29 protein-coding genes and 1 riboswitch are annotated in these 26,506 nt (G+C 70.2%); of the genes, 14 read left to right on the top strand and 15 right to left on the bottom strand.

Features of this window, described 5'->3' with window-relative positions; all coding sequences use genetic code 11:
• The first annotated feature begins 40 nt into the window (after positions 1–40).
• Together VV01_RS13675 and VV01_RS13670 are read left to right on the top strand one after the other, a co-directional pair.
• Entirely contained in the window at positions 41–1,042 is a 1,002-nt protein-coding gene (locus VV01_RS13675) for an ATP-binding cassette domain-containing protein (protein ID WP_157508837.1), read from the top strand.
• Entirely contained in the window at positions 1,039–1,875 is an 837-nt protein-coding gene (locus tag VV01_RS13670) for an ABC transporter permease (RefSeq protein ID WP_050670367.1), read from the top strand. The genes VV01_RS13675 and VV01_RS13670 overlap by 4 nt, the downstream gene beginning before the upstream one ends.
• A gap of 67 nt (positions 1,876–1,942) precedes the next feature.
• On the opposite strand, the gene VV01_RS13665 is transcribed toward VV01_RS13670, so the two are convergent.
• The 10 genes from VV01_RS13665 to VV01_RS13620 all read right to left on the bottom strand — a co-directional run bounded on the left by VV01_RS13665 (position 1,943) and on the right by VV01_RS13620 (position 11,096).
• Positions 1,943–3,007, bottom strand: coding sequence for an LLM class flavin-dependent oxidoreductase (locus VV01_RS13665; protein ID WP_050670366.1), 1,065 nt, complete (start codon positions 3,005–3,007; stop codon positions 1,943–1,945).
• A complete protein-coding gene (locus tag VV01_RS13660; RefSeq protein ID WP_197275045.1) occupies positions 3,004–3,567 on the bottom strand; it encodes a DUF1684 domain-containing protein in 564 nt (187 codons plus the stop codon). The genes VV01_RS13665 and VV01_RS13660 overlap by 4 nt, the downstream gene beginning before the upstream one ends.
• Before the next feature lie 4 nt (positions 3,568–3,571).
• The gene (locus VV01_RS22850; RefSeq protein WP_050670364.1) at positions 3,572–3,805 is read right to left on the bottom strand and encodes a hypothetical protein; all 234 of its coding nucleotides are present in this window, start codon (positions 3,803–3,805) and stop codon (positions 3,572–3,574) included.
• A complete protein-coding gene (locus VV01_RS13650; protein WP_050670363.1) occupies positions 3,802–4,920 on the bottom strand; it encodes an LLM class flavin-dependent oxidoreductase in 1,119 nt (372 codons plus the stop codon). The genes VV01_RS22850 and VV01_RS13650 overlap by 4 nt, the downstream gene beginning before the upstream one ends.
• Positions 4,910–6,823 (bottom strand): FAD/NAD(P)-binding protein, encoded by a 1,914-nt coding sequence (locus tag VV01_RS13645; protein WP_071606385.1) that lies wholly within the window; start codon positions 6,821–6,823, stop codon positions 4,910–4,912. The genes VV01_RS13650 and VV01_RS13645 overlap by 11 nt, the downstream gene beginning before the upstream one ends.
• Positions 6,820–7,830, bottom strand: coding sequence for an ABC transporter substrate-binding protein (locus VV01_RS13640; protein WP_050670361.1), 1,011 nt, complete (start codon positions 7,828–7,830; stop codon positions 6,820–6,822). Before VV01_RS13640 ends, VV01_RS13645 begins: the two co-directional genes overlap by 4 nt.
• A 24-nt stretch (positions 7,831–7,854) precedes the next feature.
• Complete coding sequence (locus tag VV01_RS13635; RefSeq protein ID WP_050670360.1) at positions 7,855–8,637, bottom strand: amino acid ABC transporter ATP-binding protein; 783 nt, start codon at positions 8,635–8,637, stop codon at positions 7,855–7,857.
• Complete coding sequence (locus VV01_RS13630) at positions 8,634–9,611, bottom strand: amino acid ABC transporter permease (protein ID WP_050670359.1); 978 nt, start codon at positions 9,609–9,611, stop codon at positions 8,634–8,636. Before VV01_RS13630 ends, VV01_RS13635 begins: the two co-directional genes overlap by 4 nt.
• A 223-nt stretch (positions 9,612–9,834) precedes the next feature.
• A riboswitch (SAM riboswitch) is annotated at positions 9,835–9,946 on the bottom strand.
• Positions 9,947–10,067: 121 nt separating this feature from the next.
• On the bottom strand, positions 10,068–10,562 hold the full coding sequence (gene greA, locus VV01_RS13625; protein ID WP_050670358.1) for a transcription elongation factor GreA: 495 nt from the start codon (positions 10,560–10,562) through the stop codon (positions 10,068–10,070).
• A gap of 168 nt (positions 10,563–10,730) precedes the next feature.
• Positions 10,731–11,096 carry a DUF4307 domain-containing protein gene (locus VV01_RS13620; protein WP_050670357.1) on the bottom strand — a complete coding sequence of 122 codons (366 nt, stop codon included), beginning with the start codon at positions 11,094–11,096 and terminating at the stop codon, positions 10,731–10,733.
• Positions 11,097–11,264: 168 nt separating this feature from the next.
• Between VV01_RS13620 and mca the strand changes: the two genes are divergently transcribed.
• Entirely contained in the window at positions 11,265–12,209 is a 945-nt protein-coding gene (mca, locus tag VV01_RS13615) for a mycothiol conjugate amidase Mca (RefSeq protein WP_050671940.1), read from the top strand.
• Position 12,210: 1 nt separating this feature from the next.
• Complete coding sequence (locus VV01_RS13610) at positions 12,211–12,420, top strand: hypothetical protein (protein ID WP_050670356.1); 210 nt, start codon at positions 12,211–12,213, stop codon at positions 12,418–12,420.
• Here VV01_RS13610 and VV01_RS13605 read toward each other — a convergent pair.
• A complete protein-coding gene (locus VV01_RS13605; RefSeq protein ID WP_050670355.1) occupies positions 12,412–12,855 on the bottom strand; it encodes an HIT family protein in 444 nt (147 codons plus the stop codon). The two genes, VV01_RS13610 and VV01_RS13605, sit on opposite strands and share 9 nt — an antisense overlap.
• A gap of 43 nt (positions 12,856–12,898) precedes the next feature.
• Entirely contained in the window at positions 12,899–13,819 is a 921-nt protein-coding gene (locus VV01_RS13600; RefSeq protein ID WP_050670354.1) for a helix-turn-helix domain-containing protein, read from the bottom strand.
• 145 nt (positions 13,820–13,964) lie between these two features.
• On the opposite strand from VV01_RS13600, the gene VV01_RS13595 reads away from it, so the two are divergent.
• Positions 13,965–14,357, top strand: a complete 393-nt coding sequence (locus tag VV01_RS13595) for a hypothetical protein (protein ID WP_050670353.1) — start codon at positions 13,965–13,967, stop codon at positions 14,355–14,357.
• A gap of 19 nt (positions 14,358–14,376) precedes the next feature.
• Here VV01_RS13595 and trhA read toward each other — a convergent pair whose 3' ends face one another.
• Positions 14,377–15,069 (bottom strand): PAQR family membrane homeostasis protein TrhA, encoded by a 693-nt coding sequence (trhA, locus tag VV01_RS13590; RefSeq protein WP_050670352.1) that lies wholly within the window; start codon positions 15,067–15,069, stop codon positions 14,377–14,379.
• Between the two features lie 160 nt (positions 15,070–15,229).
• Between trhA and VV01_RS13585 the strand changes: the two genes are divergently transcribed.
• The 8 genes from VV01_RS13585 (at position 15,230) to VV01_RS23920 (ending at position 23,439) form a co-directional block, all read left to right on the top strand.
• On the top strand, positions 15,230–15,994 hold the full coding sequence (locus VV01_RS13585) for an isoprenyl transferase (protein WP_050670351.1): 765 nt from the start codon (positions 15,230–15,232) through the stop codon (positions 15,992–15,994).
• A 101-nt stretch (positions 15,995–16,095) separates the two neighbouring features.
• On the top strand, positions 16,096–17,151 hold the full coding sequence (locus VV01_RS13580) for an NAD(P)-dependent alcohol dehydrogenase (RefSeq protein ID WP_050670350.1): 1,056 nt from the start codon (positions 16,096–16,098) through the stop codon (positions 17,149–17,151).
• Positions 17,152–17,481: 330 nt separating this feature from the next.
• Positions 17,482–18,375 carry an ectoine/hydroxyectoine ABC transporter substrate-binding protein EhuB gene (gene ehuB / locus VV01_RS13575; protein WP_050670349.1) on the top strand — a complete coding sequence of 298 codons (894 nt, stop codon included), beginning with the start codon at positions 17,482–17,484 and terminating at the stop codon, positions 18,373–18,375.
• Between the two features lie 37 nt (positions 18,376–18,412).
• Positions 18,413–19,111, top strand: coding sequence for an ectoine/hydroxyectoine ABC transporter permease subunit EhuC (gene ehuC, locus VV01_RS13570; protein WP_050670348.1), 699 nt, complete (start codon positions 18,413–18,415; stop codon positions 19,109–19,111).
• 5 nt (positions 19,112–19,116) lie between these two features.
• Complete coding sequence (gene ehuD / locus VV01_RS13565; protein ID WP_050671939.1) at positions 19,117–19,794, top strand: ectoine/hydroxyectoine ABC transporter permease subunit EhuD; 678 nt, start codon at positions 19,117–19,119, stop codon at positions 19,792–19,794.
• A 43-nt stretch (positions 19,795–19,837) separates the two neighbouring features.
• Positions 19,838–20,593, top strand: coding sequence for an amino acid ABC transporter ATP-binding protein (locus VV01_RS13560; RefSeq protein ID WP_050670347.1), 756 nt, complete (start codon positions 19,838–19,840; stop codon positions 20,591–20,593).
• A 476-nt stretch (positions 20,594–21,069) separates the two neighbouring features.
• Positions 21,070–22,305: a PhoH family protein gene (locus tag VV01_RS13555; protein ID WP_231635333.1), complete on the top strand. Its 1,236-nt coding sequence runs from the start codon at positions 21,070–21,072 to the stop codon at positions 22,303–22,305.
• A 345-nt stretch (positions 22,306–22,650) separates the two neighbouring features.
• Positions 22,651–23,439, top strand: a complete 789-nt coding sequence (locus VV01_RS23920) for an aggregation-promoting factor C-terminal-like domain-containing protein (protein WP_197275044.1) — start codon at positions 22,651–22,653, stop codon at positions 23,437–23,439.
• A gap of 102 nt (positions 23,440–23,541) precedes the next feature.
• Here the strand turns inward: VV01_RS23920 and VV01_RS13545 are convergent, their stop codons facing one another.
• Positions 23,542–24,936, bottom strand: a complete 1,395-nt coding sequence (locus VV01_RS13545; RefSeq protein WP_050670345.1) for a class II fumarate hydratase — start codon at positions 24,934–24,936, stop codon at positions 23,542–23,544.
• A 102-nt stretch (positions 24,937–25,038) separates the two neighbouring features.
• Here VV01_RS13545 and VV01_RS13540 point away from each other — a divergent pair, with 102 nt between their 5' ends.
• Positions 25,039–25,410: a hypothetical protein gene (locus VV01_RS13540; protein WP_050670344.1), complete on the top strand. Its 372-nt coding sequence runs from the start codon at positions 25,039–25,041 to the stop codon at positions 25,408–25,410.
• A 4-nt stretch (positions 25,411–25,414) separates the two neighbouring features.
• On the opposite strand, the gene coaA is transcribed toward VV01_RS13540, so the two are convergent.
• The gene (coaA, locus tag VV01_RS13535) at positions 25,415–26,395 is read right to left on the bottom strand and encodes a type I pantothenate kinase (protein ID WP_050670343.1); all 981 of its coding nucleotides are present in this window, start codon (positions 26,393–26,395) and stop codon (positions 25,415–25,417) included.
• Positions 26,396–26,506: the final 111 nt, after the last annotated feature.

Genomic DNA, 26,506 nt, shown 5'->3' with positions numbered 1-26,506 from the left:
GAGATGCCCTCTGTCGGTGGTCACTGCGACGATGTCGCTCGTGACTGAAGCAGTGCGAGCAGAAGGCCTCGTCAAGCACTACAAGGACGTCAAGGCGATCGACGGTGTGTCGCTGAGCGTGCCCGAGGGTACGGTCCTCGGCGTGCTCGGGCCCAACGGCGCGGGCAAGACCACGACGGTGCGGGTGCTGACGACCCTCATCAAGCCCGACGCGGGCACGGCCACCGTCGCCGGCCGCGACATCGTCAAAGAACCCGACGAGGTGCGCAGCCTGATCGGGGTGTCGGGTCAGTACGCCGCGGTCGACGAATACCTCACGGGCTACGAGAACCTCGAGATGATCGGTCGGCTCTACCACCTGGGCGGCTCGGCCTCTCGCGCTCGCGCGCGTGAGCTGCTGGCCGAGTTCCGGCTGGAGGACGCTGCAGACCGTCCGGCGAAGACGTACTCCGGCGGTATGCGCCGACGCCTCGACCTCGCCGGTGCACTGGTCGCGCGCCCGCCGGTGATCTTCCTCGACGAGCCGACCACCGGCCTCGACCCGCGCAGCCGCGGTGACATGTGGGAGGTCATCGCCGGCCTCGTCCGTGAGGGCACGTCGCTGCTGCTCACGACGCAATACCTCGAAGAGGCCGACCGCCTGGCCGACAACATCATCGTCGTCGACCGCGGGCAGGTGATCGCCGAGGGCACCGCCGACCAGCTCAAGGACCAGGTCGGCGGCGAACGCCTCTCGGTGACCGTCGCCGACGCGGCCCGACTGCCCGAGGTCGCCGAGCTGCTCGGCCGGCTCGGGTCCGGAGCCGGCGAGATCGACGAGCACACCCGGACGGTCATCGCGCCGGTGAGCGGCGGCGTCGAGTCGCTGCTGCTCGCCGTGCGCCAGCTCGACGACCGTTCGATCACGGTGCAGGACATCGGGATTCGTCGCCCGACCCTCGACGACGCCTTCCTCTCACTGACCGGTCACAAGGCCGAGGACGATCAGCAGGAGCAGGGCGAGCCCGAGGACGAGCGCGAGCGAGAGGCACAGCGAGCATGAGTGCAGCCACCCTGGTGGGCGACGCGACCACGGTCGCCCGTCGCAACCTCATCAAGATCAAGCGGGTCCCCGACCTGCTGGTCTTCACCACGATGCAGCCGATCATGTTCGTGCTGCTGTTCGGCTTCGTGTTCGGCAGCCTGGCCCCGGCCGACCCGCAGGGCTACCGCGAGTTCATGATGGCCGGCATCTTCGCGCAGACCATCGTCTTCGGCGCCACGATCACCGGCTCCGGCATGGCCGAGGACATGCAGAAGGGCGTCATCGACCGGTTCCGTACGCTGCCGATGCACCCGAGCTCGGTGCTGGCCGGTCGCACGGTCTCCGACCTGCTCAACAACGTCATCGTCCTGATCGTCATGTCACTCACCGGCCTGCTGATCGGCTGGCGCATCCGCGAAGGCGTGGTCGGCGCCCTGGTCGCGTACGGCCTGATGCTGCTGTTCGCCTACGCGTTCTCGTGGGTGTTCGCCTACGTCGGGCTCAAGGTGCGGGCGCCCGAGATCGTCAACAACGCGGCGTTCATGGTGATCTTCCCGCTGACGTTCATCGCCAACACGTTCGTGCCGGCCGAGAACATGCCCGGCGTCCTGAAGGCCATCGCCGGCTGGAACCCGATCTCGACGATCACGCATGCGGCGCGCGACAACTTCGGCAACCTGTTCGCGATGCCCGATCCGGGCGGTCGCTCCCAGGCGGCCCGCCTCGACGAGATCGAGTACACCTGGGCGCTCCAGCACGCCGAGATCTACACCCTCGGCTGGATCGTGCTGCTGCTCGCGATCTTCGTCCCGCTGTCGACGGCCGCGTACAAGAAGGCCGTCGCCCGCTGACCTGAGCAGGTACGACGAAGCCCGGTCCCGCACGCTGGGACCGGGCTTCGTCGTACCTGCGCGCGACTCAGGCGGCGGGTCGAGCCAGGTCGGGCCAGACGCGTGAGGAGTACGTCGTCCGCAGCTGCGGGGCGATGTCGCTGACGAACGTCTCGACCGATCGGCGTACGACGTCGTCGGGCAGGCCGGGCACCTCCAGCGGGATGCCGGTCAGCTCGTGCCCGAACGCCTCGTGGTAGCGGCCGAGCTTGTCGATCACCTGCTCACGCGAGCCGACCAGGGCCGAGCCCTGCTCGATGAACTCCTCGACGGTCGTGAACGGCAGCTGGTTGTGCTGCGCGCCGGGGGAGCGGACGAACGCCTCGAACGCCGGCCGGTACGTCCGGACCGCCTCCTGTGAGGTGGGAGCGACGAGCAGGGCGATGAATCCGGCGCCCACGACCGCGTCCGCCGGGGCGTGGCCATGAGCCTCCCAGCGCTCGCGGTAGTGGCGGATCAGGGCGGCGTACTTCTCCAACGGGTGAAAGCCGTTGGCAGAGAAGAGCGGCTCGCCGAAGCGCGCCGCGAGCTCGGTGGACTCGGTGGATGATGCCGAGCCGTGCCAGACCGGGATGCTCGGCTGCTGCAGCGGTCGTGGCTGCGTGGTCGCGTCGACGAGATCGGGGCGGTAGCGGCCCGACCAGGTCACGTTCTCCTCGTGCAGCAGCCGGCGCAGCAGCTCGTACTTCTCGCGGTTGCGGTCCCACTGGCCCTCGAGGTCGTACCCGAACAGCGCGTTCTGCTCAGGGTCGTTGCCCTTGCCGATGATGATGTCGAGCCGGCCGCCGCTCAGCTGGTCGAGGGTCGCGTAGTCCTCGGCCACCCGGACGGGGTCCAGGAGTGAGAGCACCGTGACCGTGGTGAGCAGCCGGATCCGCGACGTGCGGGCAGCGATGTACGACAGCACGACCGGCGGCGAGGACGACACGAACCGCTGTGCGTGGCGTTCGCCGACGCCGTACGCGTCGAACCCGAGCTCCTCGGCCCACTGCGCCTGACGCACGACGTGCTGGAACCGGTCGTGCGGCGAAAGCGCTTGCCCTGAAACAGGATCCGGGCTGTTGTCGATCAGGGTGTACGTGCACAGCCTCACGCGGGCTTCCTCTCGCCGGCGGTCACGGGCACGTCGATCACGTTGCCCTCGGGCGGCGCCGGGCAGGTGCCGAACTCGGTGAACGCGTACGGCAGGTTGACCGCGCGGTTGAGGTCGACGAGGACGTCGCCGTCAGGCCCCGGCCGGCGCGTGGTGACGGTGCGCCATCCGGCGGTCTCGGTGCCGTTGGTGGTGTCGTGGAAGAGCACCTGCAGGGTGCCGTCGGCGTTCTCGCCGGCTCGCAGCCGGTACTCGTGGCCGTGCACGTCGAGCGCGAGCTCGCCGATGACGGTCACGTGCTGACGCAGGTCGGGGCGCGCGGTCGACACCTCGACCCGGAGCGGGGCGGCATACCGGGTCAGGCGGCCCTCGACCACCCAGTCGGGGTCGAAGTCGAAGACGGGCACCGAGCTGAACCGCTTCCGGGTGGGCGCGAGCGGGTCACGGGTCCGCAGGGCGAACCGGCCTCCGCGGCGCAGCAGCTGGACGCGAGTGGCGCCGACCTCGGCCCAGTCCAGCGAGCCGGCTTCGTCGACGACCGCGGTCGAGTCACCGCTCACGGGTTCACCGCCGACCCGTACGCCGGCGCCCACCTGCGGGCTCCGCCCGCAGGTGGGCGCCGGTGTCGGTGGCCCACCACTGACCGGGCAGACCACCCACGGTGGAGGGGCTGTCGGCGAGCCAGCTGAAACCGGTCAGTGACAACCAGCCGTAGTCGGTCGCGAGGTCGGCCTCCCGCTGGACGTGCCACCGCTCCCACTCGACCTCGGCGCGGATGTCATCGGTCACGGCGCTCATGACGCCACCGCCGCGGGCGCCTCGTGGTCGGCGTGGCCCGCTGCGCGCTCACGTCGAGCGACCTCGTCGCGCACGAGAGGGATGACGTGCCGCCCGAAGTCGACCGCGTCGTCGTACAGGTGATAGCCGCGTGCGGAGAAGATGCGCACGCCGAGGTCGTAGTAGTCGAGCAGCGCGGCGGCGACGGTCTCGGGCGTGCCGACGAGCGCGGTCGAGTTGCCGCCGCCTCCGGTCGCTGCGGAGGTGGCGGTCCACAGCGCGCGGTCGTGACGTTCGCCGTCCGCGGCGGCGGCGAGCAGGCGCTGCGACCCGGCGTTCTCCGGGGCGCCCTGCCGAAGTCGTCCGCGCGGGCTCGGCGTGGCGGTGATCTGACCGAGTGTGCGCTGGGCCTTCTCCCAGGCGAGCTCGTCGGTCGCTGCGAGGATCGGCCGGAAGGCGACCTGGATCGTCGGCAGCGGACGGCCGACGTGCGCCGCTGCGGTGCGGATCGTGTCGATCTGCTCCCGTGTGCCGGCGAGCGGCTCACCCCAGAGGGCGAAGACGTCGGCCTCCTGCGCGCCCACGTCGTACGCCGCCGCGGACGAGCCGCCGAACGAGATGCGCGGACGCGGCTGCTGGAGCGGCCTGATGTCGGCCAGGAAGTTCTGCAGGCGGTAGTGCTCGCCGGCGTAGTCGAACGGCTCGGCGGAGGTCCACGCCTGCTTGAGGATCTGGATGAACTCGCGGGTGCGGCCGTAGCGGGCGTCCTTGTCGAGGTGATCGCCCTCAGCCGCTTGGTCGGCCGTGGAGCCACCGGTGATGACATGGACCTCGACCCGGCCGCCGCTGATGTGGTCGAGCGTGGCGAGCGTCTTGGCGGTGAGCGTCGGCGCCGCGGTGTTGGGGCGGTGGGCGACGACCAGGCGCAGGTGGTCGGTCTGGCCGGCGAGGTACGCCGCGACCTGGGCCGGGTCGGGTGACCCGGAGTGGTAGGCGAACAGGATCCGGTCCCAGCCGTTGTCCTCGTGCGCCCGGGCGAGCTTGGCGGCGTAGGCGAGATCGAGCGCGCCGCCCGTGCGGGCGTGCGTCTCGGTGCCGTCGTGGTTGGCGGCCATACCCAGGAACTCAACTGGCATGACGGTGCTCCTTGTGCGGTGATCGAAGGACGCTCGCGGCGGGATGCGCGAGCCGGGTGAGCAGGTGGCGGGCCAGCGCGTCGTTCTGGCGCAGGCCCGCGCCGTTGAAGCGAGGTCGGGTGAAGCCGCCGGCCCCGACGCTGCCCGAGACGGACGGTCCGACGAGGAACCGGCTCGGGTGCGAGGTGCCGTCGGCGCGGACCGCGCGGCAGTGCTCGTCCGACAGGAGCTGACCACCGCGCACGCGGCCGCCCTCGGCGTCGTACACGCTGTCGGCCGCGAGCTCGCCGCGCCGCAGCAGACCGCGGATGAGGGGGTCGGTGCTGGCGAGCACGTCCGGGCGGGGCAACCGCGCGTCGACCAGCGCACGAGACTCGACGGCGCCACCGACCGCGGGCGACTCCGCACGAAAACCGTTGTCGGTCAACGAGACTCGCGTGTCCGGCCCGATGAACCGCAGGACGCCGGCGCGGTGCAGAGCGAGCAGCTCGGCGAGCCGACGCGGCGGCGGACCACTGGCCAGGAACGAGAAGAAGCCGTGGAACTCCTGCTCCAGCCGCAGCACGCGGTCGGTGGGGGTGAGCCGCCCGGCGGACGCGAGACCGGCGATGACCGCGTAGATCGACAGCAGCCCGTCGAAGACCGCCCGGTCGCTGGAGTACGCCGGATCGGCTCGGCGGCGTACGTCGTCCTCGACGTGACGCACGACGTCCTGCTCGTACGCAGACCGGTCGGCCCACCGACCCGCCCCCATCGGGCGGTCCACGAGTGCGAGGTCGAAGCGGTCACGCGGGTCGGGCACCTGCCGGGCCGCCGCGTCGAGGAACCCCTGGGAGGTGACGTCGGAGGTCGCGATGAGCGCCTCGAGGTCGTCGAACGAGCCGACGGTCCGCTCCGGGTGGGCCTGGAACAGGCGGCGGTAGTGCAGATCCGTCATCTCGCGCGCGACGAGCGGTCGGACCTGAGCGTCGAAGTCGAGTGTGCCGATGCCGGCGAGAGCCTCGGGTCGCAGGTGCCGGGTCGGGGCCGGACCGGTCGCGCCGATGTCGTAGCCGAGCTTGGAGTGGTACGGCACCCCGCGCCGCGACCCGGCGTACAGCACCGGCTCCCGACCCGACGGGTGGTAGGTCAGCTCGGAGCCCGAGCCGCTGAACCGACCGCCGCGTCCCTGGGCGACCAGCACGCACAGGTCGACGAACGCCAGGCCCATGCCGCGCACGATCACCGGCTCGCCCGGACGCAGCCCGGACAGGTCGAGGTCGGCGGTGTAGCCGGGCGGCACGTAGGTCAGCCCGCGCGAGGTGCTCGCGCGCAGCCACTGCGCCTGCTCGGACGTCGGCTCGTGGTCGAGGTAGCCCTGCGCGAGCACGACCAGGTCGGCGTCGATCTGCTGACCGGACTCCAGCGTGACGCGCTGACCGGCGGGCCGCCCGCCCCGGCGTACCTCGTCGAGGGCGACAGCGCGCTCACCGTGCTCGTACAGCCGCACCGAGTCGGGCAGGTCGGCGACGAGGCGGTCCCAGACCCAGCGCAGGTACTCCGCCTGGACCCAACGGGGCGCGAAATCGCCTGGCTGCACGGGAGACTCGAGGCCGAGGGCGTGCAGACGGACTCGGCCGGGACCGGCCGCCCACTCGGCGAGCGAGGGACCGGGCCGCACCGGGCCGTCGCACGTCACCGACTCGTCGGTGAACACCGTGATGTCCGCCGCCGTCGAGTTCATCCACAGCAGCTCGGACTGCTCGCGCCGCCACACGCGCCCGCCGCCGACCGGGTGCGGGTCGATCACGTGCACGTCGAGCACCAGGCCCGGTGCGAGCCCGGGAAGGCTCGCGGAGAGGCGTTCGAGCACGCCGAGGGCGCGCGGACCACCACCCACGAGGACCAGCTGAGCCGGGCTCACGACCCCGCCGGCTTCGGCAGACCGGGCGGGTTGAGCTCGGACGTGGGCACGGACTCGGACGTCAGCCCCCAGCGCTTGAGCACCTTGGCGTACGAGCCGTCGGCGATGGCCTTGTTGAGCGCCTTCTGCGCCAGCGGGGCGAGGCCGCTGCCCTTCTTGGTGAGGACACCGACCTTGCCCTGCACGGGATAGCTCGACGAGACCGTGCCGACGATCTTGGTCTTGCCGTCGGTGGCGACGTGGTAGGTCGCGGTGGGGTTCGGCCCGAGGAACGCGTCGATGCGGCCCGACGCGAGCGCGAGGTAGTAGTCGGCCTGGTTCTGGTAGTAGACGACCTTGGCCGGCGCACGTCCGGCCTTGGTGTTCTCGGCGTTCCAGCGCAGCAGGACGTCCTCCTGCAGGGTGCCCGAGCTGACGCCGACCCGCTTGCCGGACACGTCCGCGGCACCGCGGACCTTCAGGGTCGAGTCCTTCGGCACCTCGAACGCGTGCAGACCGAGGCGGTAGGTCGCGAAGTCGTACTTCTCCTTGCGCTGCTCGCTCACGCCCACGTTGGACAGGGCGACGTCGTAGCGGTCGGAGTCGATGCCGACGAACAGGTTCTCGAACGACGTCGTGCTCACCTGCGGCTTGACCCCGAGGATGTCGCTGATCAGGTGCGCGATGTCGGTCTCGACGCCCACCGGCGTCTTGTTGTCCGTGGCGGTGAACCCCAGCGGCGGGCTTCCGCCCGCAGCGGACCCGCTGCCGACGATGATCGTGCCGCGCTTGCGGATCGCCTCGGGCAGCTGGGCGTTGAGCGCCGCGTCGCGCACGCCCGTGATGCGCTCCGACTGGGCCGGTGAGGTGTCGTAGCTGACGACCTGTGCCTTCGCCTCACCGGCCGCCGGCGCGATGGTGGCCTTGGTCGCGGCCTCCTGCGGCTCGGAGCAGCCGGCCAGCGCGGTCAGGCCGAGTCCGATGACGGCGGCGATCGTCGTACGACGTCGAACAGCGTTGGTGTGCATGGTTTCTCGCTTCGTGAGTGCGTGTCAGAGGACGCGGCGGATGAAGGCGCGGGTGCGCTCGTGGGTGGGGGAGTCGATGACCTGCGCAGGCGGCCCGGACTCGACGACCTGGCCGTGGTCCATGAACACGACCGTGTCGGCGATCTCGCGGGCGAAGCCGATCTCGTGCGTGACGACGACGAGCGTGGCGCCCTCGTCGGCGAGTGACCGGATGACGTCGAGCACCTCGCCGACCAGCTCGGGGTCGAGCGCCGAGGTCGGCTCGTCGAACAGCAGCACCTTCGGCTCCAGGGCCAGCGCTCGGGCGATGGCGACGCGCTGCTGCTGACCGCCGGACAGCTGCCGCGGATAGGCAGAAGCCTTGTCCGACAGGCCGACTCGGGCGAGCAGCCGCTCTGCCAGCGCCTCGACCTCGGCACGCTTGCGCCCTTGCGCGGACACGGGGGCCTCGGCGACGTTCTGCAGCACCGTGAGGTGCGGGAACAGGTTGAAGTCCTGGAAGACGAACCCGATCCGCGAACGCTGACGCAGCACGTCCCGCTCACGCAGCTCGTGCAACCGATCGCCTTGACGGCGATAGCCGATGAGGTCGCCGTCGACGTGGATCTGTCCTCGGTCGACCTTCTCGAGATGATTGATCGTGCGCAGCAGGGTCGACTTCCCCGAGCCGGACGGACCGAGCACGACGGTGACGCTGCCCTGCTCGACGCTCAGCGAGATGTCGCGAAGGACGACATGGTCACCGAAGGACTTGGTGACGTGGTCGACGTCGACGACCGGCCGGCGTACGGCCTCGGCGGCGCTCATCGGGTCACCTCGCCACGTGCGGCGGCGGCATCAGTGCGGCAGGCCGAGATGCGAGAACGTAAGCGCTGCAACGGTGTTGGCGGTACGACTCGGGTGCTGCCCTTGGCGTAGTGCCGCTCCAGGTAGTACTGCCCGATGGACAACGCGGTCGTGAGGACGACGTACCAGATGGTGGCGACGATGAGCAGGGGTACGACGCGCGAGGTCCGTCCGTAGATCACCTGCACCTGGTAGAAGAGCTCGGGGATCGCCAGCACCGACACGATCGAGGTGCCCTTGAAGAGGCTGATCACCTCGTTGGTGGCGTTGGGCAGGATCGAGCGCATCGCCTGCGGGAGCACGATCTTGAAGAACTGCCTGCGGCGCGGAATCCCCAGTGCCGCAGCGGCTTCCAGCTGTCCGGGGTCGACGGAGGCGATGCCGCCCCGGATGATCTCGGCCGCGTACGCCGCCTGGTGCAGGGCGAGGCCGAGCACCGCTGCGCCCATCGCCCCGATGACGTTGCTGGTGCTGAAGGTGAACAGCTCCGGTCCGAACGGCACGCCGATGCTGAGCTGCTTGTAGAGGTAGGCGATGTTGAACCAGAACAGCAGCTGCACGATCAGCGGGATCGAGCGGAACGCCCAGACGTAGGTCCAGGCGACCCCTTGCAGGAACGCGCTGCCCGACAGCCGCATCGCCGCGAGCACGACGCCGAGGGCGAAGCCGAGCACGGTGCCGAGCACGGTCAGCTGGATCGTGGTGAGCAGCGCACGCAGGATCGTGGTGGTGAACAGGTAGTCCCCGACGGTCGACCACTCCCAGGCGGGGTTGGTCACCAGGCCGTTGACCAGCTGCGCGAGCAGGACGACGACGAGCGCGGTGCCGACCCAGCGCCAGGGCCGACGGCGGGGCACGACCTGCAGGGCCGGGCGGGCGTCGGGTGCGGGTGGGTCGAGCGTGGCGGGTGCGGGCAGCGTCGATGACGTGGACATGGCTGTCTCCCAGGGGTCGGTCCGGTGAGGCGGAGCGAGAGGTGGGTGCGTGGGCGGGCGGAGGCCCGAGGTGAAGGCGTGCGGTCAGCAGGACCCGGCGCAGACGCGCATCAGGTCGATGTGCAGGCGGTACGCCGCCCGGTGGGCGTGCGCCGCGAAGAGACGTGAGCCGTGGTGAGCGGTCATCGTCGAGCTCCCTCGGTGAGGAGGACCCTCGGGGGAGAGTCCGCGCTTGCGCCGACCGGATGGTCGGGCCAGGTCGTCACCCGGAGCACCCCACCGCGGTGGAGGGTTGCTGTCCAGCAAGCCGGGGCTGTGCGCTGGAGCTCAAGACCTAAGTGAAAGTTATGCAATGCATAAGAGTCAGGCAAGTTGGCGTCTCGGGTGACGAGACGCAACGCAGAAGGCCCGGTCCCGCGAGGTGCGGGACCGGGCCTTCGAGTCGTGCTGGGGGCCTCAGGCGGCGTACGGCGTGGCCGCGATGACCTTGACCGCGATGGTCTTGCCGTTGGGCGCCTCGTAGGAGGTCTCGTCGCCGACCTTCTTGCCGTTGATGGCGGCGCCGAGGGGCGACTTCTCGCTGTAGACGTCGAGGTCGGAGTCGCCGGCGATCTCCCGGCTGCCGAGCAGGAACTTCTCCTCGCCGCCGAACATCTCGACGGTCACGACCATGCCGGGCTCGACGATGCCGTCGTCCTTGGGGGCCTGGCCGACGGTGGCGTTGCGCAGCAGCTCGGTGAGCTGGCGGATGCGGGCCTCCATCTTGCCCTGCTCCTCCTTGGCCGCGTGGTAGCCGCCGTTCTCCTTGAGGTCGCCCTCCTCGCGAGCCGCCTCGATGCGCTTGGCGATCTCGGTGCGGCCCTCGCCAGACAGCTGCTCGAGCTCGGCCTTGAGGCGGTCGTAGGCCTCCTGCGTCAGGAAGCTCGCCGATGCACTGGCGGTGTCGGTCACGATGGTTCTCCTTGCATGGGTACGGGGTCTGGCCGCACACCCCCGAAACGGTCGGCGGCCAAACAACGAGGCCCGGGTCGCTTCGCCTCGCGAAGTCGATCCCAGACCCTCGGTGAACCTACGAGTGTAGCAACTTCTGTGGCCAAAGCCACTCCGAAGCGTGGTCGCTCAGGGCGTGTAGTCGCAGGAGTCGACGGTCGCGGTGGTCGCGCGCTGGGTCGTCGCGATCGTCTCGACGTAGCGCGTGGAGCTGTGCTTGCTCGGCGGGTAGGTGACCTGCTTGGACCCGACCACCGAGTGGTCGACGGCGAGGGCCTTCACCTTGCACGTGACGCCCTTGCTGGTGTCGGCCGTGACGTCGAAGCGGACCTGCACCGACCGGTCGGAGACCACCTTGTTGCCCGCGTCGTTCCACGACACACCCTGGGTGGCCGACACACCCCACCAGGTCGCGAGCACGACGCCCAGCAGGACGCCGATCGTGCCGAGGACCCACCACTTGCCCTCACCGGGCGCTGGGCGGGAGATGGCCACGGCTGCTCCTCGTGCTCGGGTGGCCAGGCGGTCTGGCGCGGGACCCGAGTGAGAGGATAGGAGGCGTTGTTGTCCTGCTCGTGACCGGGCGAGCGGGAGGTGCGGCTGCTGCCCTGACCGGGCGGGAGCCGCATGACGACGTCACTGACTGACCACGAGGGGCCTTTCGTGTCTGACCGCCTGCGGCTGATGGCCGTGCACGCGCACCCTGACGACGAGTCGAGCAAGGGCGCGGCGACGCTCGCCCGCTACTCCGCCGAGGGCCACGAGGTCATGGTGGTCTCGTGCACCGGCGGCGAGCGCGGCGACGTGCTCAACCCGCGGCTCCAGGGCGATGCCGAGATCGAGCGCGACCTGCCCAAGGTGCGCCGACGTGAGATGGCGGCGGCGCAGGCGATCCTCGGCGTGCAGCACACCTGGCTGGGCTTCGTCGACTCCGGTCTGCCCGAGGGCGATCCGCTGCCGCCGCTGCCCGAGGGCTGCTTCGCGCTCGAGCCGCTCGACGTCACGACCGAGGCCCTGGTGCGCGTGATCCGCGAGTTCCGCCCGCACGTGATCACGACGTACGACGAGAACGGCGGCTACCCCCACCCCGACCACATCATGTGCCACGTGGTGTCGGTCGCGGCGTTCCGGGCGGCGGGCGACGCGTCGGCGTACCCGCACGCAGGCGAGCCGTGGCAGCCGCTGAAGCTCTACTACGACCGCGGGTTCTCGCGGGCCAAGCTCACGGCGTTCCACGAGGCGCTGACCGAGGCGGGCATCGAGTCGCCGTACGCCGAGTGGATCGCCAACTGGGGTGACCGGCCGGAGGGGCGCATCACCACGCGCGTGCCCTGCTCGGACTACTTCGGCAAGCGCGAGCAGGCGCTGCTCGCCCATGCCACCCAGGTCGACCCGGACGGCAACTTCTTCCGCATCACCAAGGAGATGCAGGCCAGGGTCTGGCCGACCGAGGACTTCGACCTGACGTTGTCCTACGTCCAGCCTGGCGAAGGCGTCGAGGACGACCTGTTCGCCGGCCTGGGCTCGGCGGACGACGCCGACCAGCTGGCCACGACGGGCGATCGCACGCTCGTGGTGGATGACGTACGCGCGCGCGAGGAGGCCTGAGATGGGTGGTTCGGGTGCAGCGAGCACACAGATCACGGCGGGCCTGGGTGGCTTCGTCGTGCTGTTCGGTCTCGCGGTGGTCTGCTTCTTCCTGTTCCGCAGCATGAACAACCGGCTGCGCGGTGTGCGCTACCGCGAGGAGCAGGAGGCGCAGCAGCGCGAGGAGAGCAAGGGCGCTGACGGCAGCACGCCGGAGCCCGGCTCACACTGAGGCGCTCAGTGCGTCGCGGATACGGGCGGCGGTCTCGGTCGCGCGCTCGGGCGTCGTACCGCCGCCGGTGACGACGGCGTCGACGAGGCGACGCGGCCCGCGCAGCGGTGACGTCTCCCACCAGGGCACCAGCCAGAGGTGGAAGTGGGCGTACGCGTCCATCGTCGCCCACCTGTACACCCGGTCGCAGCCGGTCGCCCGCGTGACGGCCTCGACCGTGCGAGCGGTGACGTCGGCCAGTGTGGCCCGTTCGGCGTCGGACATGCCGCGCTCGTCGGCGACGTGCCGACGTGACTCCAGGATCGTCGTCCCCGCGACGGCGTAGGACGCGGGGGCGTGGCCGACGCGCCAGTGGGCGTCGTCGTACACCCAGCCGCCCGGGGGCGGGTCGGTGCGGACGTCGTCGGAGCAGAACCAGCAGGTCGGATCGGTCATGCGGACCAGCGTCCACGCACCGGAGGACGGCGGTTTGACCCGTTTAGCGCTGGTCGGTGAGCGGCTGGATGAGCCACTCCTTGGGGTCGCCGAAGCCGAGGTCGTCGATGCCGCAGGCGCGCAGCCGGTCGAGCGCGAGCAGCCGGTGGTGTGCCGCGAACGTCAGGACGTGCGCCACCATCGCGCCGTAGGTCACGACCATCGGCGGTGACGCGAACGCGTCGACGAACGTCTCGTCGAACCTGCGCTCGCGCGCGACCTCGTCGACGGACCGGGCGAACGCGGGCCCGACGGTGGCGATCCGGCGCCGCATCGAGGTGAGCGACTCGGCCTGCTCGACCCCGAAGTCGTACTCGCGGTCGTGCATCGCGGCGAGCCACATCTCCATCTGGCCGATCAGCCGCGACAGCAGCCAGCGCAACGACTCGCCGTCGATGCCGTCGACCGGGGCGCTCAGCGGCGCGTCGAGCTGCTCGTCGTCGAGGCGGCGCGCGCGGTCGACCAGCTGCTCGACCACCCAGACGTGGTGGCGTACGAGGAGCTCGACGAGGTCCATGCTGCTCATCTCCGTCCGGGCGGGCAGTCGCAGGCCCGCGGGTGGGTGGAAGTGCACGTCGTTGGGGCTGGTGAGCTGGTACTTCGTGGGGCGGCGGCGCCAGGTGGCGGGTGCCACGTCGTACGCGCGCTGGAACGCCCGGGTGAACGCCCTGTGCGAGCCGAACCCGGCCTCGAGCGCGATGTCGAGCAGGGGGCGGTCGGTGGTGATCATCCGGTACGCCGCGCGCTCCAGCAGGATGCGCCGCCGGAACGCCGTCGGGCTCTCACCGGCGATCGCGGTGATCATGCGTTCGTAGTGGTAGCGCGAGAAGTGCGCGTCGGCAGCGAGCGTCGAGGCACTGTCGGTGAGCCGGTCGAGGTCGCCCGACAGGCGGATGACCAGCTGCTCGAACACCTCGTCCGCCACTCGCGCATCGTAGGCCGGTGGCGGTCGCTCAGCCCGGGTTCGCATGACCGCTCGGCCAGGATTTCGGACGCAGCCGGCGGTGACGTCGTCGCGGGGTCGCCGGTCGGTCGACGATGTGAGGAGTCGAGTTCGAGGAGGCCACCGCATGGTCAAGGGCGTGCTCACGGCGGCGGCGGTCTACGTCGGCGCGATCGGTGCCGCGCTGCTGATCGTGCCCGCGCAGTTCGGCGTGGACGCGGTCCCGGACGACCCGTCGCCGGCTCTCATCGCTCTGCTGCGGCTGCTCGGCGGCCCGCTCATCGGCATCGCGGTGCTCAACTGGCGGTCGCGCTCGATCGACGGGTCGCAGCTGCGCGGCACGGTGCTGCTGGCCAACCTGGTCGCGTTCGCCCTCAGCACGATCAACGACATCGAGGGTGTGATCACGGGCGACGCCCGGGACGCGGCCCGGGTGTTCGTGGTGGTGCACCTGGCGTTCACCGTCGCGTTCGCGGTGGCGTGGACGCGCGATCGTACGACGCCGGTGAGCTCTCCCTGATCGGCGCGGTGGCGAGGGCTCAGCGGTGGAGGGCGAGCGACACGGCGATGTAGTGCACGACGAACGCCGCGATCGTGAACGCGTGGAAGACCTCGTGGAACCCGAACCAGCGCGGTGAGGGGTCGGGCCGCTTCGTGCCGTAGACGACTGCGCCGAGGGTGTAGAGCGCGCCCCCGACCACGATCAGCGTCACGACCGCGGCGCCGCCGGCGTGCAGGAGCGGCTCGAAGTAGAAGACCGCGACCCAGCCGAGCGCGACGTAGACCGGGGTGTAGAGCCAACGAGGCGCCCCGACCCACAGCACCCGGAACAGCACCCCGAGGACGGCGCCGCCCCAGACGATCGCGAGCAGCTGGGTCGCCTGGTGATCCGACAGCAGCGTGAGCGCGAACGGCGTGTAGGTGCCCGCGATGATCAGGAAGATGTTGGCGTGGTCCATGCGCTTGAGCAGACCGTGCACGCGGGGCGACCACGTGCCGCGGTGATAGACCGCTGACGTCGTGAACAGCAGCACCGCCGTGATGCCGAACACCGTCGCACCGATACGTCCCCGCGTGGTCGGCGCGAGCGCGACGAGCACGATCGAGGCGGCGAGCGCGAGCGGCGCCATCCCGGTGTGCAGCCAGCCGCGGAGATGGGGCTTGACGAGGCGTACGAGCTCGGACGCGGTCTCGTGGACCTCGTCGAGCGGGCGGCCGGAACGGGCGATCATGGGGAGCCAGCCTAACTTACGCGAGCGTAAGTTGTGGATCGCTCGGGTCGGCGCGCAACCGCACCGGTCTGTCGAACGTCCTGATGACGGCTCACGTTCCGACGGTAACGTCAGGGTGACATCGGGGCGGGCGATCAGTGGTTGACGAGGAGATCTATCGATGCGCGGGTTGAGCGACCTGGTGTACGGCGCCTACGAGCGGCAGCTCACCAGGGCCCTTCCTCAGGAGCGGCTGCCCCGGCACGTCGGGGTCATGCTCGACGGCAACCGCCGCTGGGCCAAGCTGCGCGGTCACGACACCGAGCACGGCCACCGCGCCGGCGCCGACAACATCGAGCCGTTCCTCGGCTGGTGCGAGGACCTCGACATCGAGGTCGTCACGCTCTGGCTCCTCTCGACCGACAACCTCAACCGTCCGGCGGCCGAGCTCGCGCCCCTGCTCACGATCATCGAGGACGTCGTCGGCGACCTCGCCGCCGCGCGTCGCTGGCGCCTCAACGCGGTCGGTGCGCTCGACCTGCTGCCGCAGCGCACGGCCACCGTGCTCAAGGACGCCGCCGACGCGACCCGCGACGTCAGCGGCCTGGTCGTCAACATCGCCGTCGGCTACGGCGGTCGCCGCGAGATCGCCGACGCCGTTCGTTCGCTGCTGCAGGAGCACGCCGCCAAGGGCACGTCCATCGAAGAGCTCGCCGAGGTGCTCGACGTCGACCACATCGCCGAGCACCTCTACACCAAGGGCCAGCCCGACCCCGACCTCGTCATCCGGACCTCCGGCGAGCAGCGGCTCGGCGGGTTCCTGCTGTGGCAGAGCACCCACTCGGAGTTCTACTTCTGTGAGGCGTACTGGCCCGACTTCCGCAAGGTCGACTTCCTGCGCGGGCTGCGGGCGTACGCCGAGCGCGAGCGCCGCTACGGCTCCTGACGTGATCTGAGACGCAGCCGGGAACAGTCCCGGCCGGGTGCGGTGTTGTCTCAACGGGCCCACGGCCTCACGCACACGTCGAGCACGAGGAGACAGACCACGTGACCACCACCGTTCCCGCCCTGGCCGTCCCGAAGGCCGGGGCTCCGTTCGAGCCCGTCGACCTCACGCGACGCGACCTGCGCCCCGACGACGTCCGCATCGACATCACCTACGCCGGCATCTGCCACAGCGACATCCACACCGTGCGCGGTGAGTGGGGCGACCAGCCGTTCCCGGTCACGCCCGGCCACGAGATCGTGGGCACCGTGGCCGAGGTGGGCGCTGACGTCACCCGCCACGCGGTCGGCGACGTCGTCGGTGTCGGCTGCTTCGTCGACGCCTGTCTCGAGTGCGCCGCGTGCAAGGACGGCGAGGAGCAGTTCTGTGAGCGCGGCGTGATCCAGACGTACGCCAGCACCGACTACTACGGCGAGGTCACCCAGGGCGGTTACAGCGGTCAGGTCGTCGTCCGCGACCACTTCGTCGTGAGCATCCCCGACGGTGTCGACCTCGCCGGCACCACGCCCCTGCTGTGCGCCGGCATCACGACGTACGCACCCCTCAAGCGCTACGGCGCCGGTCCGGGCCGCAAGGTCGGTGTGATCGGCCTCGGTGGCCTCGGCCACGTGGGGGTCAAGATCGCCGCGGCCATGGGTGCCGAGGTCACGGTCTTCAGCCGTACCGACTCCAAGAAGCAGGACGGCCTGGAGTTCGGCGCAGCGGACTACCGCGCGACGCAGGACGGCACCGTCTTCGGTGAGCTGGCCGGCTCCTTCGACCTCATCCTCAACACGGTGGGCGACGCGGTCGACCTCGACGCCTACATCGGGCTGCTCGGTCGTGGCGGCACGATCGTCAACCTCGGCGCGCCGAGCGACTCGCTCACCGCCAGCGCCTTCTCGCTGCTGGTCAACCGTCGCTCGCTCGCCGGCTCCCTGGTCGGTGGCCTGCCCGAGACCCAGGAGATGCTCGACTTCTGCGCCGAGCACGGCATCACCGCGACCGTCGAGGTCATCGGCGCCGACCAGGTCAACGAGATGTACGACAAGGTCGTGAGCGGCGGGGTCCGCTATCGCGCGGTCATCGACGCCAGCACGCTGACCGGCGCGGCCTGACGGCTGCAGCGCGCTCGCCGCAGAGGCTCGTCCTTCCTCGGGCGTACCGGTCCGGTACGACCACGGGGAGGGGCGGGCCTCTCGTCGTACCCGGGGACGGCGCGTACGACGGCGTGTCCCGGGCGACACGCCGAGGCGCGGTGGGTGGGACTCGTGTGACGGGTGGGATTTGGTCACGGACCGGTAACTGATCCGGCGCGAGTGACGTGGCTCACAGTCACACCACTAACGTCGAGAGGGATCGAGGCCGTCGCGGATGCAGGGGAGCCGCGCGCACGGGCGGTCGGACGCAGCACCTACGAGGATCCACCTACGAGGAGACGAGTCCGCATGACACTCGAGATCTCACGACGCACGCTCATCCGCTCGGCCGGCCTGGTCGCCGTCACCGCGCCACTGGTCGCCTGCAGCGACTCCAGCGATCCCGCCCGTGGGGGCGGAGGCGGCGCCACCGCCGGCGAGGACCTGCTCGCCAAGGGCAAGAAGCAGGGCTACCTGCGGGTCGCGATCGCCAACGAGCCGCCCTACACCAAGGTCGAGCCCGACGGCACGGTCACCGGCGCCGAGCCCGACATCTTCCGGGCCGTCTGCAAGCTGCTCGGCATCAACGACATCCAGGGCACCGTCGCCGGCTACGACGCGATGATCCCGGGCCTCAACGCCAACCGCTGGGACGCCGTCACAGCGGGCCTGTTCATGAAGCAGTCGCGCTGCGCGCAGATCGACTACTCCGAGCCGACCGTCGTCTCGACCGAGTCGTTCGGCGTCAAGAAGGGCAACCCCAAGAAGATCCTCACCGCCGCCGACGTGGTCAAGAACAAGGACCTCAAGATCGCCGTCATCGGTGGTGGCTTCGAGGAAGGCATCCTCAAGGGCAAGAAGGTCCCGACCAGCCAGCTGCTGCCCGCCAAGGACGGCCGCACGGGCATCGAGATGGTCAAGTCGGGCCGCGCTGACGCGTTCTTCCTGCCGACCCTCTCGCTCAACGACCTCGCCAAGACCGACAAGGACTTCGAGGTCACCGCGCCCGTGCAGGACGTGCCCGTGACCGGTGCCGGCAGCGGCTTCCGCAAGGGCGACGCGAAGTTCGTCGCGGCGTACAACGTGCAGCTGAAGAAGTACAAGGCGACGCCGGAGTTCGACGCGCTCATGAAGAAGTGGGGCTTCGACGCCGACGCCTCGCGCAAGGCCACCAAGGCCGAGCTGTGCAAGGCGGAGGGCTGAGCCTGTTCGCTCGGCCACGACCGGTCAGGCCCGTGCGATGAGCGCGTTGTGGGAGTACCGCAGCCTGCTCCTCGACGGGCTCTGGCTCACCGTCCAGGTCTTCGTGGTCGGGCTCGCGCTCGCCGTCGTCGTCGCGTTCGTGCTCGGCATCGCCGGGTTGTCCGAGTACCGCTGGGTGCGCTGGCCGGTCGTGGCGTGGGTGGAGTTCTGGCGGGGCACCTCGGTGCTCGTCCAGATGTTCATCCTGTTCTACGTGCTGCCGCCGTTCGGGCTGGAGTTCACACCGTTCACCTGCGCGGTGCTGGCGCTGGGGTTCAACGAGGGCGCCTACGCGTCCGAGATCGTCCGCGGCACCATCGCGGCCCGTGCCAAGGGCCAGGACGAGGCCGGCATCGCACTCGGCATGAGCAAGTCACTGCGGATGCGGCGCATCCTCATCCCGCAGTCGATCCCGGCGATGCTGCCGCCGTTCGGCAACGTCGCCGTCGACACGTTGAAGGCGACGTCGCTGGTGTCGCTGGTGACCGTCGGTGAGCTGACCTACCAGACCCAGCAGGTCTGGAAGTCCGAAGGTCACACCGTCGCGATCTTCACCGCTTTGCTGGTCTTCTACTTCGTGCTGGCAATGATCGTCGCCGGGCTCATGTGGTTGATCGAACGCCGCTTCGCCGTCGACTCCGGGAGTCGGCTGTTCAACAGCAGGTTCCTGCGTACAAGTGCCGGGCCGGGGGTGTGATCGTGATGATCCCGTCCGAGTTCCAGTGGGACAACGACTTCGCCGCCGACGCGCTGCCCATGCTGCTCCAGGGTCTGAGGCTCACGGTCGAGATCAGCCTGCTCGGGTTCGTGCTCGCGGCAGTGCTGGGACTGGTGGTGGCCGTCGTACGCCGGTCGAAGGTCCCGGTGCTCTCGCACCTGTTCAGCTTCTACGTGCTGTTCATCCGCGGTACGCCGTTGCTGGTGCAGGCGATCTTCGTCTACTTCGTGCTGCCCAAGCTGCCCGGCAGCATCAGCCTGAGCCTGTTCCAGGCCGGCGTCGTCGTGCTGGGCGTCAACTACAGCGCCTACTGCGCCGAGGTCTACCGCGCGGGGATCGAGGACGTCCCGGTCGGCCAGTGGGAGGCCGCGACGGCGCTCAGCCTGCCGAGCGCGACGACCTGGGGCCGCATCGTGCTGCCGCAGGCGATCCGCCGGGTCATCCCGATCCTCGGCAACTACCTGGTGCAGATGTTCAAGGACTCCGCCGTGCTGCTCGGCATCGGTGTGGTCGAGCTGCTGAACTCGGCCAACATCTTCGGCCAGGACAGCTATCGGTTCGTCGAGCCCATGGTGCTGGCCGGCCTGCTCTACCTGGTCATCAGCATCCCCGCCAGCATCTTCTTCCGAGTGATGGAGCGTCGCTTTGCCGTCAACGCCTGACACACCGACCGCGGGAAGCGGCGGACTGCCGGCCGGAGAGCCGATGATCACCTTCGAGGGCGTCAGCAAGTCGTGGGGCGACAACCACGTGCTGCGCTCGCTCGACTTCCAGGTGCAGCCCGGCGAGAAGGTCTCGATCATCGGGCCGTCCGGCTCGGGCAAGACCACCATCCTGCGCATCCTGATGACCCTCGAGACACCTGGCGAGGGCGTTGTCCGCGTCGGGGGCCGGACGTTGTGGGACGTGCCGCAGGGTGGCAAGGCCAAGGAGACCGGCGAGACCCGTGCTGCCCGTCGTGACATCGGGATGGTCTTCCAGTCGTTCAACCTGTTCCCCCACATGACCGCGCTGGCCAACGTCATGGAGGCGCCGGTCAAGGTCGCGAAGGTGCCCAAGGAGCAGGCCCGCTCCGAGGCCCTGGAGCTGCTCGACGTGGTCGGCCTCGCCGACCACGTCGACAAGAAGCCTCCGAAGCTCTCGGGCGGTCAGCAGCAGCGGGTCGCGATCGCACGCGCCCTGGCGATGAAGCCGCGCGTGCTGCTGTTCGACGAGCCCACCTCCGCCCTCGACCCCGAGCTGATCGGCGACGTGCTCGCGGTCATCCGCGACCTCGCGCACCGGTCGGACATGACCATGCTGATGGTCACGCACGAGATGCGGTTCGCCGAGGAGATCTCCGACCAGGTCGTGATGTTCGACTCCGGCTCGGTGGTCGAGCAGGGGCCGCCCGCTCAGGTGCTCAAGGCACCCCAGCACGAGCGCACCCAGCGCTTCCTGCGCGCCGTCCTGGAGCACTGACGGTTCGGCACTGACGCGTACGCCGGGGCCCGGGCTTCGGCGTACGCGCCGTTGCTGTGACGGGTGTGACGCGTGGTGCCGGCGAGTCTGAACGGGCGGCAAACGCGAACGCAACTTCCGCGGCGCGCGGCCTCGAGTGCTCCCCATTGTCGGTCCGCCGTCGTACCGTCGCCGTAGCGCGGAGGCACCCGTCACCGCGTTCGGGAGGCCCACCACATGGAGCGATCGTTGCTCCGGACGGAGGGCCGGCACCGGCTCCACCGTCCGCGGTCGGCCCGGTCCCGGCACCTCGTCCGAGAGTAGGTCCGCACAGCGGCAACGCTGTTGCGGCAAGGAGATCGACCATGGCATCTGCCCGTCAGTCCTCCCGTTCCTCGTCCTCGCAGCCGCGCGCCCGAGCCAAGGCGAAATCCGCCCCGGCCGGCAACCGCACGTACGTGCTCGACACCTCGGTGCTCCTGTCCGACCCCCGCGCGATGAACCGCTTCGCCGAGCACGAGGTCGTGCTGCCGGTCGTCGTGGTCACCGAGCTGGAGGCCAAGCGGCACCACCCCGAGCTGGGCTACTTCGCCCGGCAGGCCCTGCGCACGCTGGACGACCTGCGCGTCACGCACGGTCGCCTCGACGACGCGGTGCCGATCGGTGACGAGGGAGGGACGCTCCGGGTCGAGCTCAACCACACCGACCCCGAGTCGCTGCCCGCCGGCTTCCGGCTGGGCGACAACGACACGAGGATCCTGGCGGTCTCGCGCAACCTGGCCAACGAGGGCCGCGACGTCACGGTGGTCAGCAAGGACCTGCCGATGCGGGTCAAGGCGTCCGCGGTCGGCCTGCACGCCGAGGAGTACCGCGCCGAGCTCGCGGTCGAGTCGGGCTGGACGGGCATCGCCGAGCTGGAGGTCGACGACGCGCAGATGTCGACGCTGTACGACGAGGCGCGGCTCGAGCACGACGCGGCCGCCGAGCTGCCGTGCAACACCGGCACGGTGCTGCTCGGCCCGAACGGCAGCGCCCTCGGCCGGGTCATGGCCGACAAGTCCGTCCGCCTCGTCCGCGGCGACCGTGACGCGTTCGGGCTGCACGGGCGCAGCGCCGAGCAGCGCATCGCTCTCGACATGCTGCTCGACCCCGACGTCGGCATCGTCAGCCTCGGTGGCCGCGCCGGCACCGGCAAGTCGGCGCTCGCGCTGTGCGCCGGCCTGGAGGCGGTCATGGAGCGGCGTCAGCACCGCAAGGTGCTGGTGTTCCGTCCGCTGTACGCCGTCGGCGGCCAGGAGCTCGGCTACCTCCCCGGCAGCGAGAACGACAAGATGGGGCCGTGGGCGCAGGCGGTGTTCGACACCCTCAACGCCGTCGTCTCGCGCGAGGTGGTCGAGGAGGTCGTCGACCGTGAGCTGCTCGAGGTCCTGCCGCTGACGCACATCCGTGGCCGGTCGCTGCACGACGCGTTCGTGATCGTCGACGAGGCACAGTCGCTCGAGCGCAACGTGCTGCTGACCGTGCTGTCGCGCATCGGTCAGAACTCGCGGGTCGTGCTCACCCACGACGTCGCCCAGCGCGACAACCTGCGGGTCGGCCGGCACGACGGCGTGGCCGCCGTGATCGAGAAGCTCAAGGGCCACCCGTTGTTCGGGCACGTCACCCTGCACCGCTCCGAGCGCAGCCCGATCGCCGCCCTGGTGACCGACCTGCTGGAGGGCGGCGAGGTCTGACCGCCACCGCCTGATCACGGCGCCCTGCACCTCTGTCACCAGAGGTGCAGGGCGCCGTCTCATACCGCATCGGATTGGACGATCTGCACGGGGTACTGCACAGTATTGGCGCTGGTCACGGTTTGGTAACGGCGTCGCGGCTAACGCGCCACGCGCCCGTCCACAACCGGTAGACCTTTCCTGGCGTCTCGCCAGAGGGACCGAAGTAGTTCCCCGCGACGAGGCGCTTGCGCCGGTCTGCAGCGTCCCCCAAGGCTGCCGGCCAGCATCCCCCGTTGCATCACTGCTCACCCTGTTCGGGCGTGGCTCCACAGCGCCATGACCGAGCTCAGGAGGTCCCCCGGTATGTCTTCACCCGTCGGACGGCATCGCGCCCCTCGGCAGGCCACACTGCGTCGACCCGCGGTCGCGGCCACCGCAACACTCTCCGCGCTCGCCGTCTCGGCAGCCGGCTACGCCTCGGCCACCGATCTGGAGCCCGCCAGCGCGGCCGGCAGCATGACCGGGGTCGACGGACTCTCCTCGGCTCCCAAGGCGCAGGCCTACCAGAGCTTCGACCGCTCGAGCGTGCTCGCCTCCAAGCAGAGCGCCTCGCGGTCGCGTTCGGCCGTCACCGCGCGTGACAAGAGCCTGCTCGCCAAGCGCATCGCCGACTCCAAGCGTCTGCAGGCCTCGGCCAACCAGGCCAGCGTGAGCGCTCTGCGCAGCATGGTGAGCAGCCGCACCAGTCAGGCGCAGGACATGGTGGCAGCCAAGGTCGCACCCAAGCCCAAGCCCAAGATCGTCGAGCGCGCTTCCCGCGCCGTCGAGCGCACGGTCGAGCGTGTCCGCCACGGCGACCCGCGCAGCATCGCCCGTTCCATGCTCTCCTCCTACGGCTGGAGCTCCAGCCAGTTCAGCTGCCTCGACAAGCTGTGGACCAAGGAGAGCGGCTGGAGCACCTCCGCCGACAACCCGAGCTCCAGCGCGTACGGCATCCCGCAGGCGCTGCCCGGCAGCCGGATGGCCTCGGCCGGTGACGACTGGCGTACCAACCCCGCCACGCAGATCGAGTGGGGCCTGGGCTACATCAAGGAGCGCTACGGCACCCCCTGCTCCGCATGGGGTCACTCGGTCGACGTGAACTGGTACTGAGGTTCTCCGCGCTTTCCTCGACCGGAGTGTGATCGCTCCATCATGGCGTCGGCGGCCCGTCTCCCCTGAGGGCGGCGGGCCGCCGTCATGTGTGAGGGGCGGTCAGTCCCGGGCCGGCCGCGCCATCGCCAGGACGTCGAGCGCCGCGTCGAGCTGGGCCTCGGTCAGCTCACCGGACGCGACGTGGCCGCGGTCGATCACGACCTCGCGGATCGTGCGGCCCTCCTTCAGCGCCTGCTTCGCGACCGCGGCCGCGGCCTCGTACCCGATCGCGGAGTTCAGCGGTGTGACGATCGAGGGTGAGGACTCGGCGTACGTGCGGCAGCGCTCCTCATCGGCGGTGATGCCGTCGACGCAGCGCGTCGCGAGGGTGCGGGCCGCTCCGGCGAGGAAGGTGATCTGCTCCATCACAGCGCGACCGATCACGGGCAGCATGACGTTGAGCTCGAACGCGCCGCTCGCACCGGCCGCCGTGATGGTCGCGTCGTGACCGATGACCTGCGCGCACACCATGAGCGTCGCCTCCGGAAGGACCGGGTTGACCTTGCCCGGCATGATGCTCGACCCCGGCTGCAGGTCGGGCAGGTGGATCTCGGCGAGGCCTGCGCGTGGGCCGGAGCCCATCCAGCGCAGGTCGTTGCAGATCTTGGTCAGCGACACCGCGAGCGTGCGCAGTGCGCCGGACAGCGCGACGACAGCGTCCTGGGTCGACTGCGCCTCGAAGTGGTCACTCGCCTCGCGCAGCTGCAGGCCGGTGTCCTGGGCGACCCGTTCGATCACCGCAGCGGCGAACCCGGGGCGTGCGTTGAGGCCGGTGCCCGCTGCCGTACCGCCCAGCGGGAGCTCGTGCACGTACGCCGCCGCCTCGGCGATCCGCGCGCGGCTCAGCTCGATCTGCCGCGCATAGCCGCCGAACTCCTGACCCAGGGTGACCGGGACGGCGTCCATCAGGTGGGTACGGCCGGACTTCACGACGTCGGCGAACGCCTCGGCGCGACCGGTGAGCGACGTCTGCAGCGTCGCGAGCGCGGGGTCGAGCTGCTCCGCAAGCGCCAGCGCGGCCGCCAGTCGGATCGCGCTCGGGAACGTGTCGTTGCTGGACTGGCCGGCGTTGACGTGGTCGTTGGGGTGCACCTCGACACCGGCGAGGTGTGCGAGCCGCGCGACGACCTCGTTGACGTTCATGTTGGTCGAGGTGCCCGACCCCGTCTGGAACACGTCGATCGGGAAGTGCTCGTCGTGTTGCCCGTCGGCGACCTCGGTCGCGGCGGACGTGATCGCGTCGGCCCGCTCACGGTCGAGGACTCCGAGGTCGGCGTTGACCTGCGCAGCAGCCGCCTTGAGCCGCGCGAGCGCGTGGACCACGGCCCGGGGCACCCGTTCGCCGGAGATCGGGAAGTTCTCGACCGCACGAGCCGTCTGGGCGCCGTACAGCGCGTCGGCGGGTACTTCGACCTCGCCCATCGAGTCGTGCTCGGTCCGCATCTGATCAGCCATGCGTCCATCATGCGCCCGGCAGGTGGGCGGCCCTCGATGAGCCCAGAGGGCTGAATCGCGGGACGAATCGCGAACGTCGGGGCGAGCCGTCATTATGGGGGCATGCAGCATCTGTGGCGCCGCCCCGTCGCGATCCTCTACTGGGTCGTGGCGTTCGTGCTGTCCGTGCTCGCCGGGGTCGGTGGGGCTGTGCTCGGCCGGTCGTGGGCGCCCGAGCTCGGCACCGTCGAGGAGGGCGCGGCGGCCACGAGCGGCGCGCGATTCCTGTTCGGAGTGATCGGGTTCTGCATCGGCGCCGCGGCACTGGCGGCAGTGTTCGCCGGGGTGTGGATGCTCGCGTGGGCCCGGCACCGGCGTACGACCGAGCAGGTCCCGGAGCACGACGCCGAGGACGACCTGGCCGACCTGCTCATCGACGACGACGGCGCCTTCATCGACGACGTGAGCGAGAGCGACCGCCGGCTCGCCGAGTGACGCCTCAGAGCTTGCGCAGCAGCACCTGCTGCACCGTGTGGTCGGCGCCCTTCTGCATGACCAGCGTCGCGCGCCCGCGGGTGGTCTCGATGTTGTCGATCAGGTTGGGGTAGTTGATCCGCTGCCAGATGTCAGTGGCGAGGGCGACGGCGTCCTCGTCGGACAGTGACGCGAACCGGTGGAAGTAGGACTGCGGGTCGGCGAAGGCGGTCTTGCGCAGCGACAGGAAGCGGTCGACGTACCAGCGGCGGATGTCACGCTCGGAGGCGTCGACGTAGACCGTGAAGTCGAAGAAGTCCGACAGCGCGACGGTCGAGCGCAGCTCACCACTGCTCGGCGCCGGCTGCAGGACGTTGAGGCCCTCGACGATCAGCACGTCGGGCTGACGGACGACGATCTTCTCGCCGGGGACGATGTCGTACGACAGGTGCGAGTACACCGGCGCGGTCACCTCGGGACGGCCGGACTTCACCTCCGAGACGAACCTGATCAGCGCGCGGCGGTCGTAGGACTCGGGGAAGCCCTTGCGCTCGAGCAGCCCGCGCTTCTCCAGCTCGGCGTTGGGCAGCAGGAACCCGTCGGTGGTGATCAGCTCGACGCGTGGGGTGTCCTCCCAGCGCGACAGCAGCTCGCGCAGCACGCGGGCGGTCGTCGACTTGCCCGCGGCGACCGAGCCGGCGATGCCGATGATGAACGGCGTCTTGGTCTGGGCGGGCTGCTCGTCCAGGAACGCCGACGTGACCCGGTGCAGGCTCGACATGGCGCCGACGTAGAAGTTGAGCAGCCGCGAGATCGGCAGGTAGACCTCCTCGACCTCGAGCAGGTCGACGGGCTCGCCGAGGCCGGACAACCGCTGCACATCGGCGGCGTCGAGGCTCATCGGGTGGGCCTTGCGCAGCCGGGCCCAGTCCTCACGGTCCAGCTGCACGTACGGGGAGGGCAGCAGGGGGATGGCCAGCTCGCCGGTGTGTCGAGTCACCCGCATATGGTGCCAGGCGACGATGCCGGCCCGCCGGAGCCTGCGACGGCGGCCGGAGGAGGAGCCTGGCGAGAAGGCTCAGGGGTGCCAGGCGACGATGCCGGCCCGCCGGAGCCT

Source organism: Luteipulveratus halotolerans (genome assembly GCF_001247745.1).
In the GTDB taxonomy this organism is placed as follows: domain Bacteria; phylum Actinomycetota; class Actinomycetes; order Actinomycetales; family Dermatophilaceae; genus Luteipulveratus; species Luteipulveratus halotolerans.
This window is presented reverse-complemented; position numbering and strand designations above follow the sequence as displayed.

Coding starts and splice junctions, on each gene's coding strand:
- VV01_RS13610 (WP_050670356.1), top strand. CDS start 12,211: ATGGGTGGTTCGGGTGCAGCGAGCACACAGATCACGGCGGGCCTGGGT.
- coaA (WP_050670343.1), bottom strand. CDS start 26,395: ATGCGGGTGACTCGACACACCGGCGAGCTGGCCATCCCCCTGCTGCCC.
- VV01_RS13585 (WP_050670351.1), top strand. CDS start 15,230: ATGCGCGGGTTGAGCGACCTGGTGTACGGCGCCTACGAGCGGCAGCTC.
- VV01_RS13650 (WP_050670363.1), bottom strand. CDS start 4,920: ATGCCAGTTGAGTTCCTGGGTATGGCCGCCAACCACGACGGCACCGAG.
- VV01_RS13630 (WP_050670359.1), bottom strand. CDS start 9,611: ATGTCCACGTCATCGACGCTGCCCGCACCCGCCACGCTCGACCCACCC.
- ehuC (WP_050670348.1), top strand. CDS start 18,413: ATGAGCGCGTTGTGGGAGTACCGCAGCCTGCTCCTCGACGGGCTCTGG.
- VV01_RS23920 (WP_197275044.1), top strand. CDS start 22,651: ATGTCTTCACCCGTCGGACGGCATCGCGCCCCTCGGCAGGCCACACTG.
- ehuD (WP_050671939.1), top strand. CDS start 19,117: ATGATCCCGTCCGAGTTCCAGTGGGACAACGACTTCGCCGCCGACGCG.
- VV01_RS13670 (WP_050670367.1), top strand. CDS start 1,039: ATGAGTGCAGCCACCCTGGTGGGCGACGCGACCACGGTCGCCCGTCGC.
- VV01_RS13635 (WP_050670360.1), bottom strand. CDS start 8,637: ATGAGCGCCGCCGAGGCCGTACGCCGGCCGGTCGTCGACGTCGACCAC.
- VV01_RS13555 (WP_231635333.1), top strand. CDS start 21,070: ATGAACCGCTTCGCCGAGCACGAGGTCGTGCTGCCGGTCGTCGTGGTC.
- VV01_RS13595 (WP_050670353.1), top strand. CDS start 13,965: ATGGTCAAGGGCGTGCTCACGGCGGCGGCGGTCTACGTCGGCGCGATC.
- VV01_RS13640 (WP_050670361.1), bottom strand. CDS start 7,830: ATGCACACCAACGCTGTTCGACGTCGTACGACGATCGCCGCCGTCATC.
- VV01_RS13560 (WP_050670347.1), top strand. CDS start 19,838: ATGATCACCTTCGAGGGCGTCAGCAAGTCGTGGGGCGACAACCACGTG.
- ehuB (WP_050670349.1), top strand. CDS start 17,482: ATGACACTCGAGATCTCACGACGCACGCTCATCCGCTCGGCCGGCCTG.
- VV01_RS13540 (WP_050670344.1), top strand. CDS start 25,039: ATGCAGCATCTGTGGCGCCGCCCCGTCGCGATCCTCTACTGGGTCGTG.
- VV01_RS13605 (WP_050670355.1), bottom strand. CDS start 12,855: ATGACCGATCCGACCTGCTGGTTCTGCTCCGACGACGTCCGCACCGAC.
- trhA (WP_050670352.1), bottom strand. CDS start 15,069: ATGATCGCCCGTTCCGGCCGCCCGCTCGACGAGGTCCACGAGACCGCG.
- VV01_RS22850 (WP_050670364.1), bottom strand. CDS start 3,805: ATGAGCGCCGTGACCGATGACATCCGCGCCGAGGTCGAGTGGGAGCGG.
- VV01_RS13545 (WP_050670345.1), bottom strand. CDS start 24,936: ATGGCTGATCAGATGCGGACCGAGCACGACTCGATGGGCGAGGTCGAA.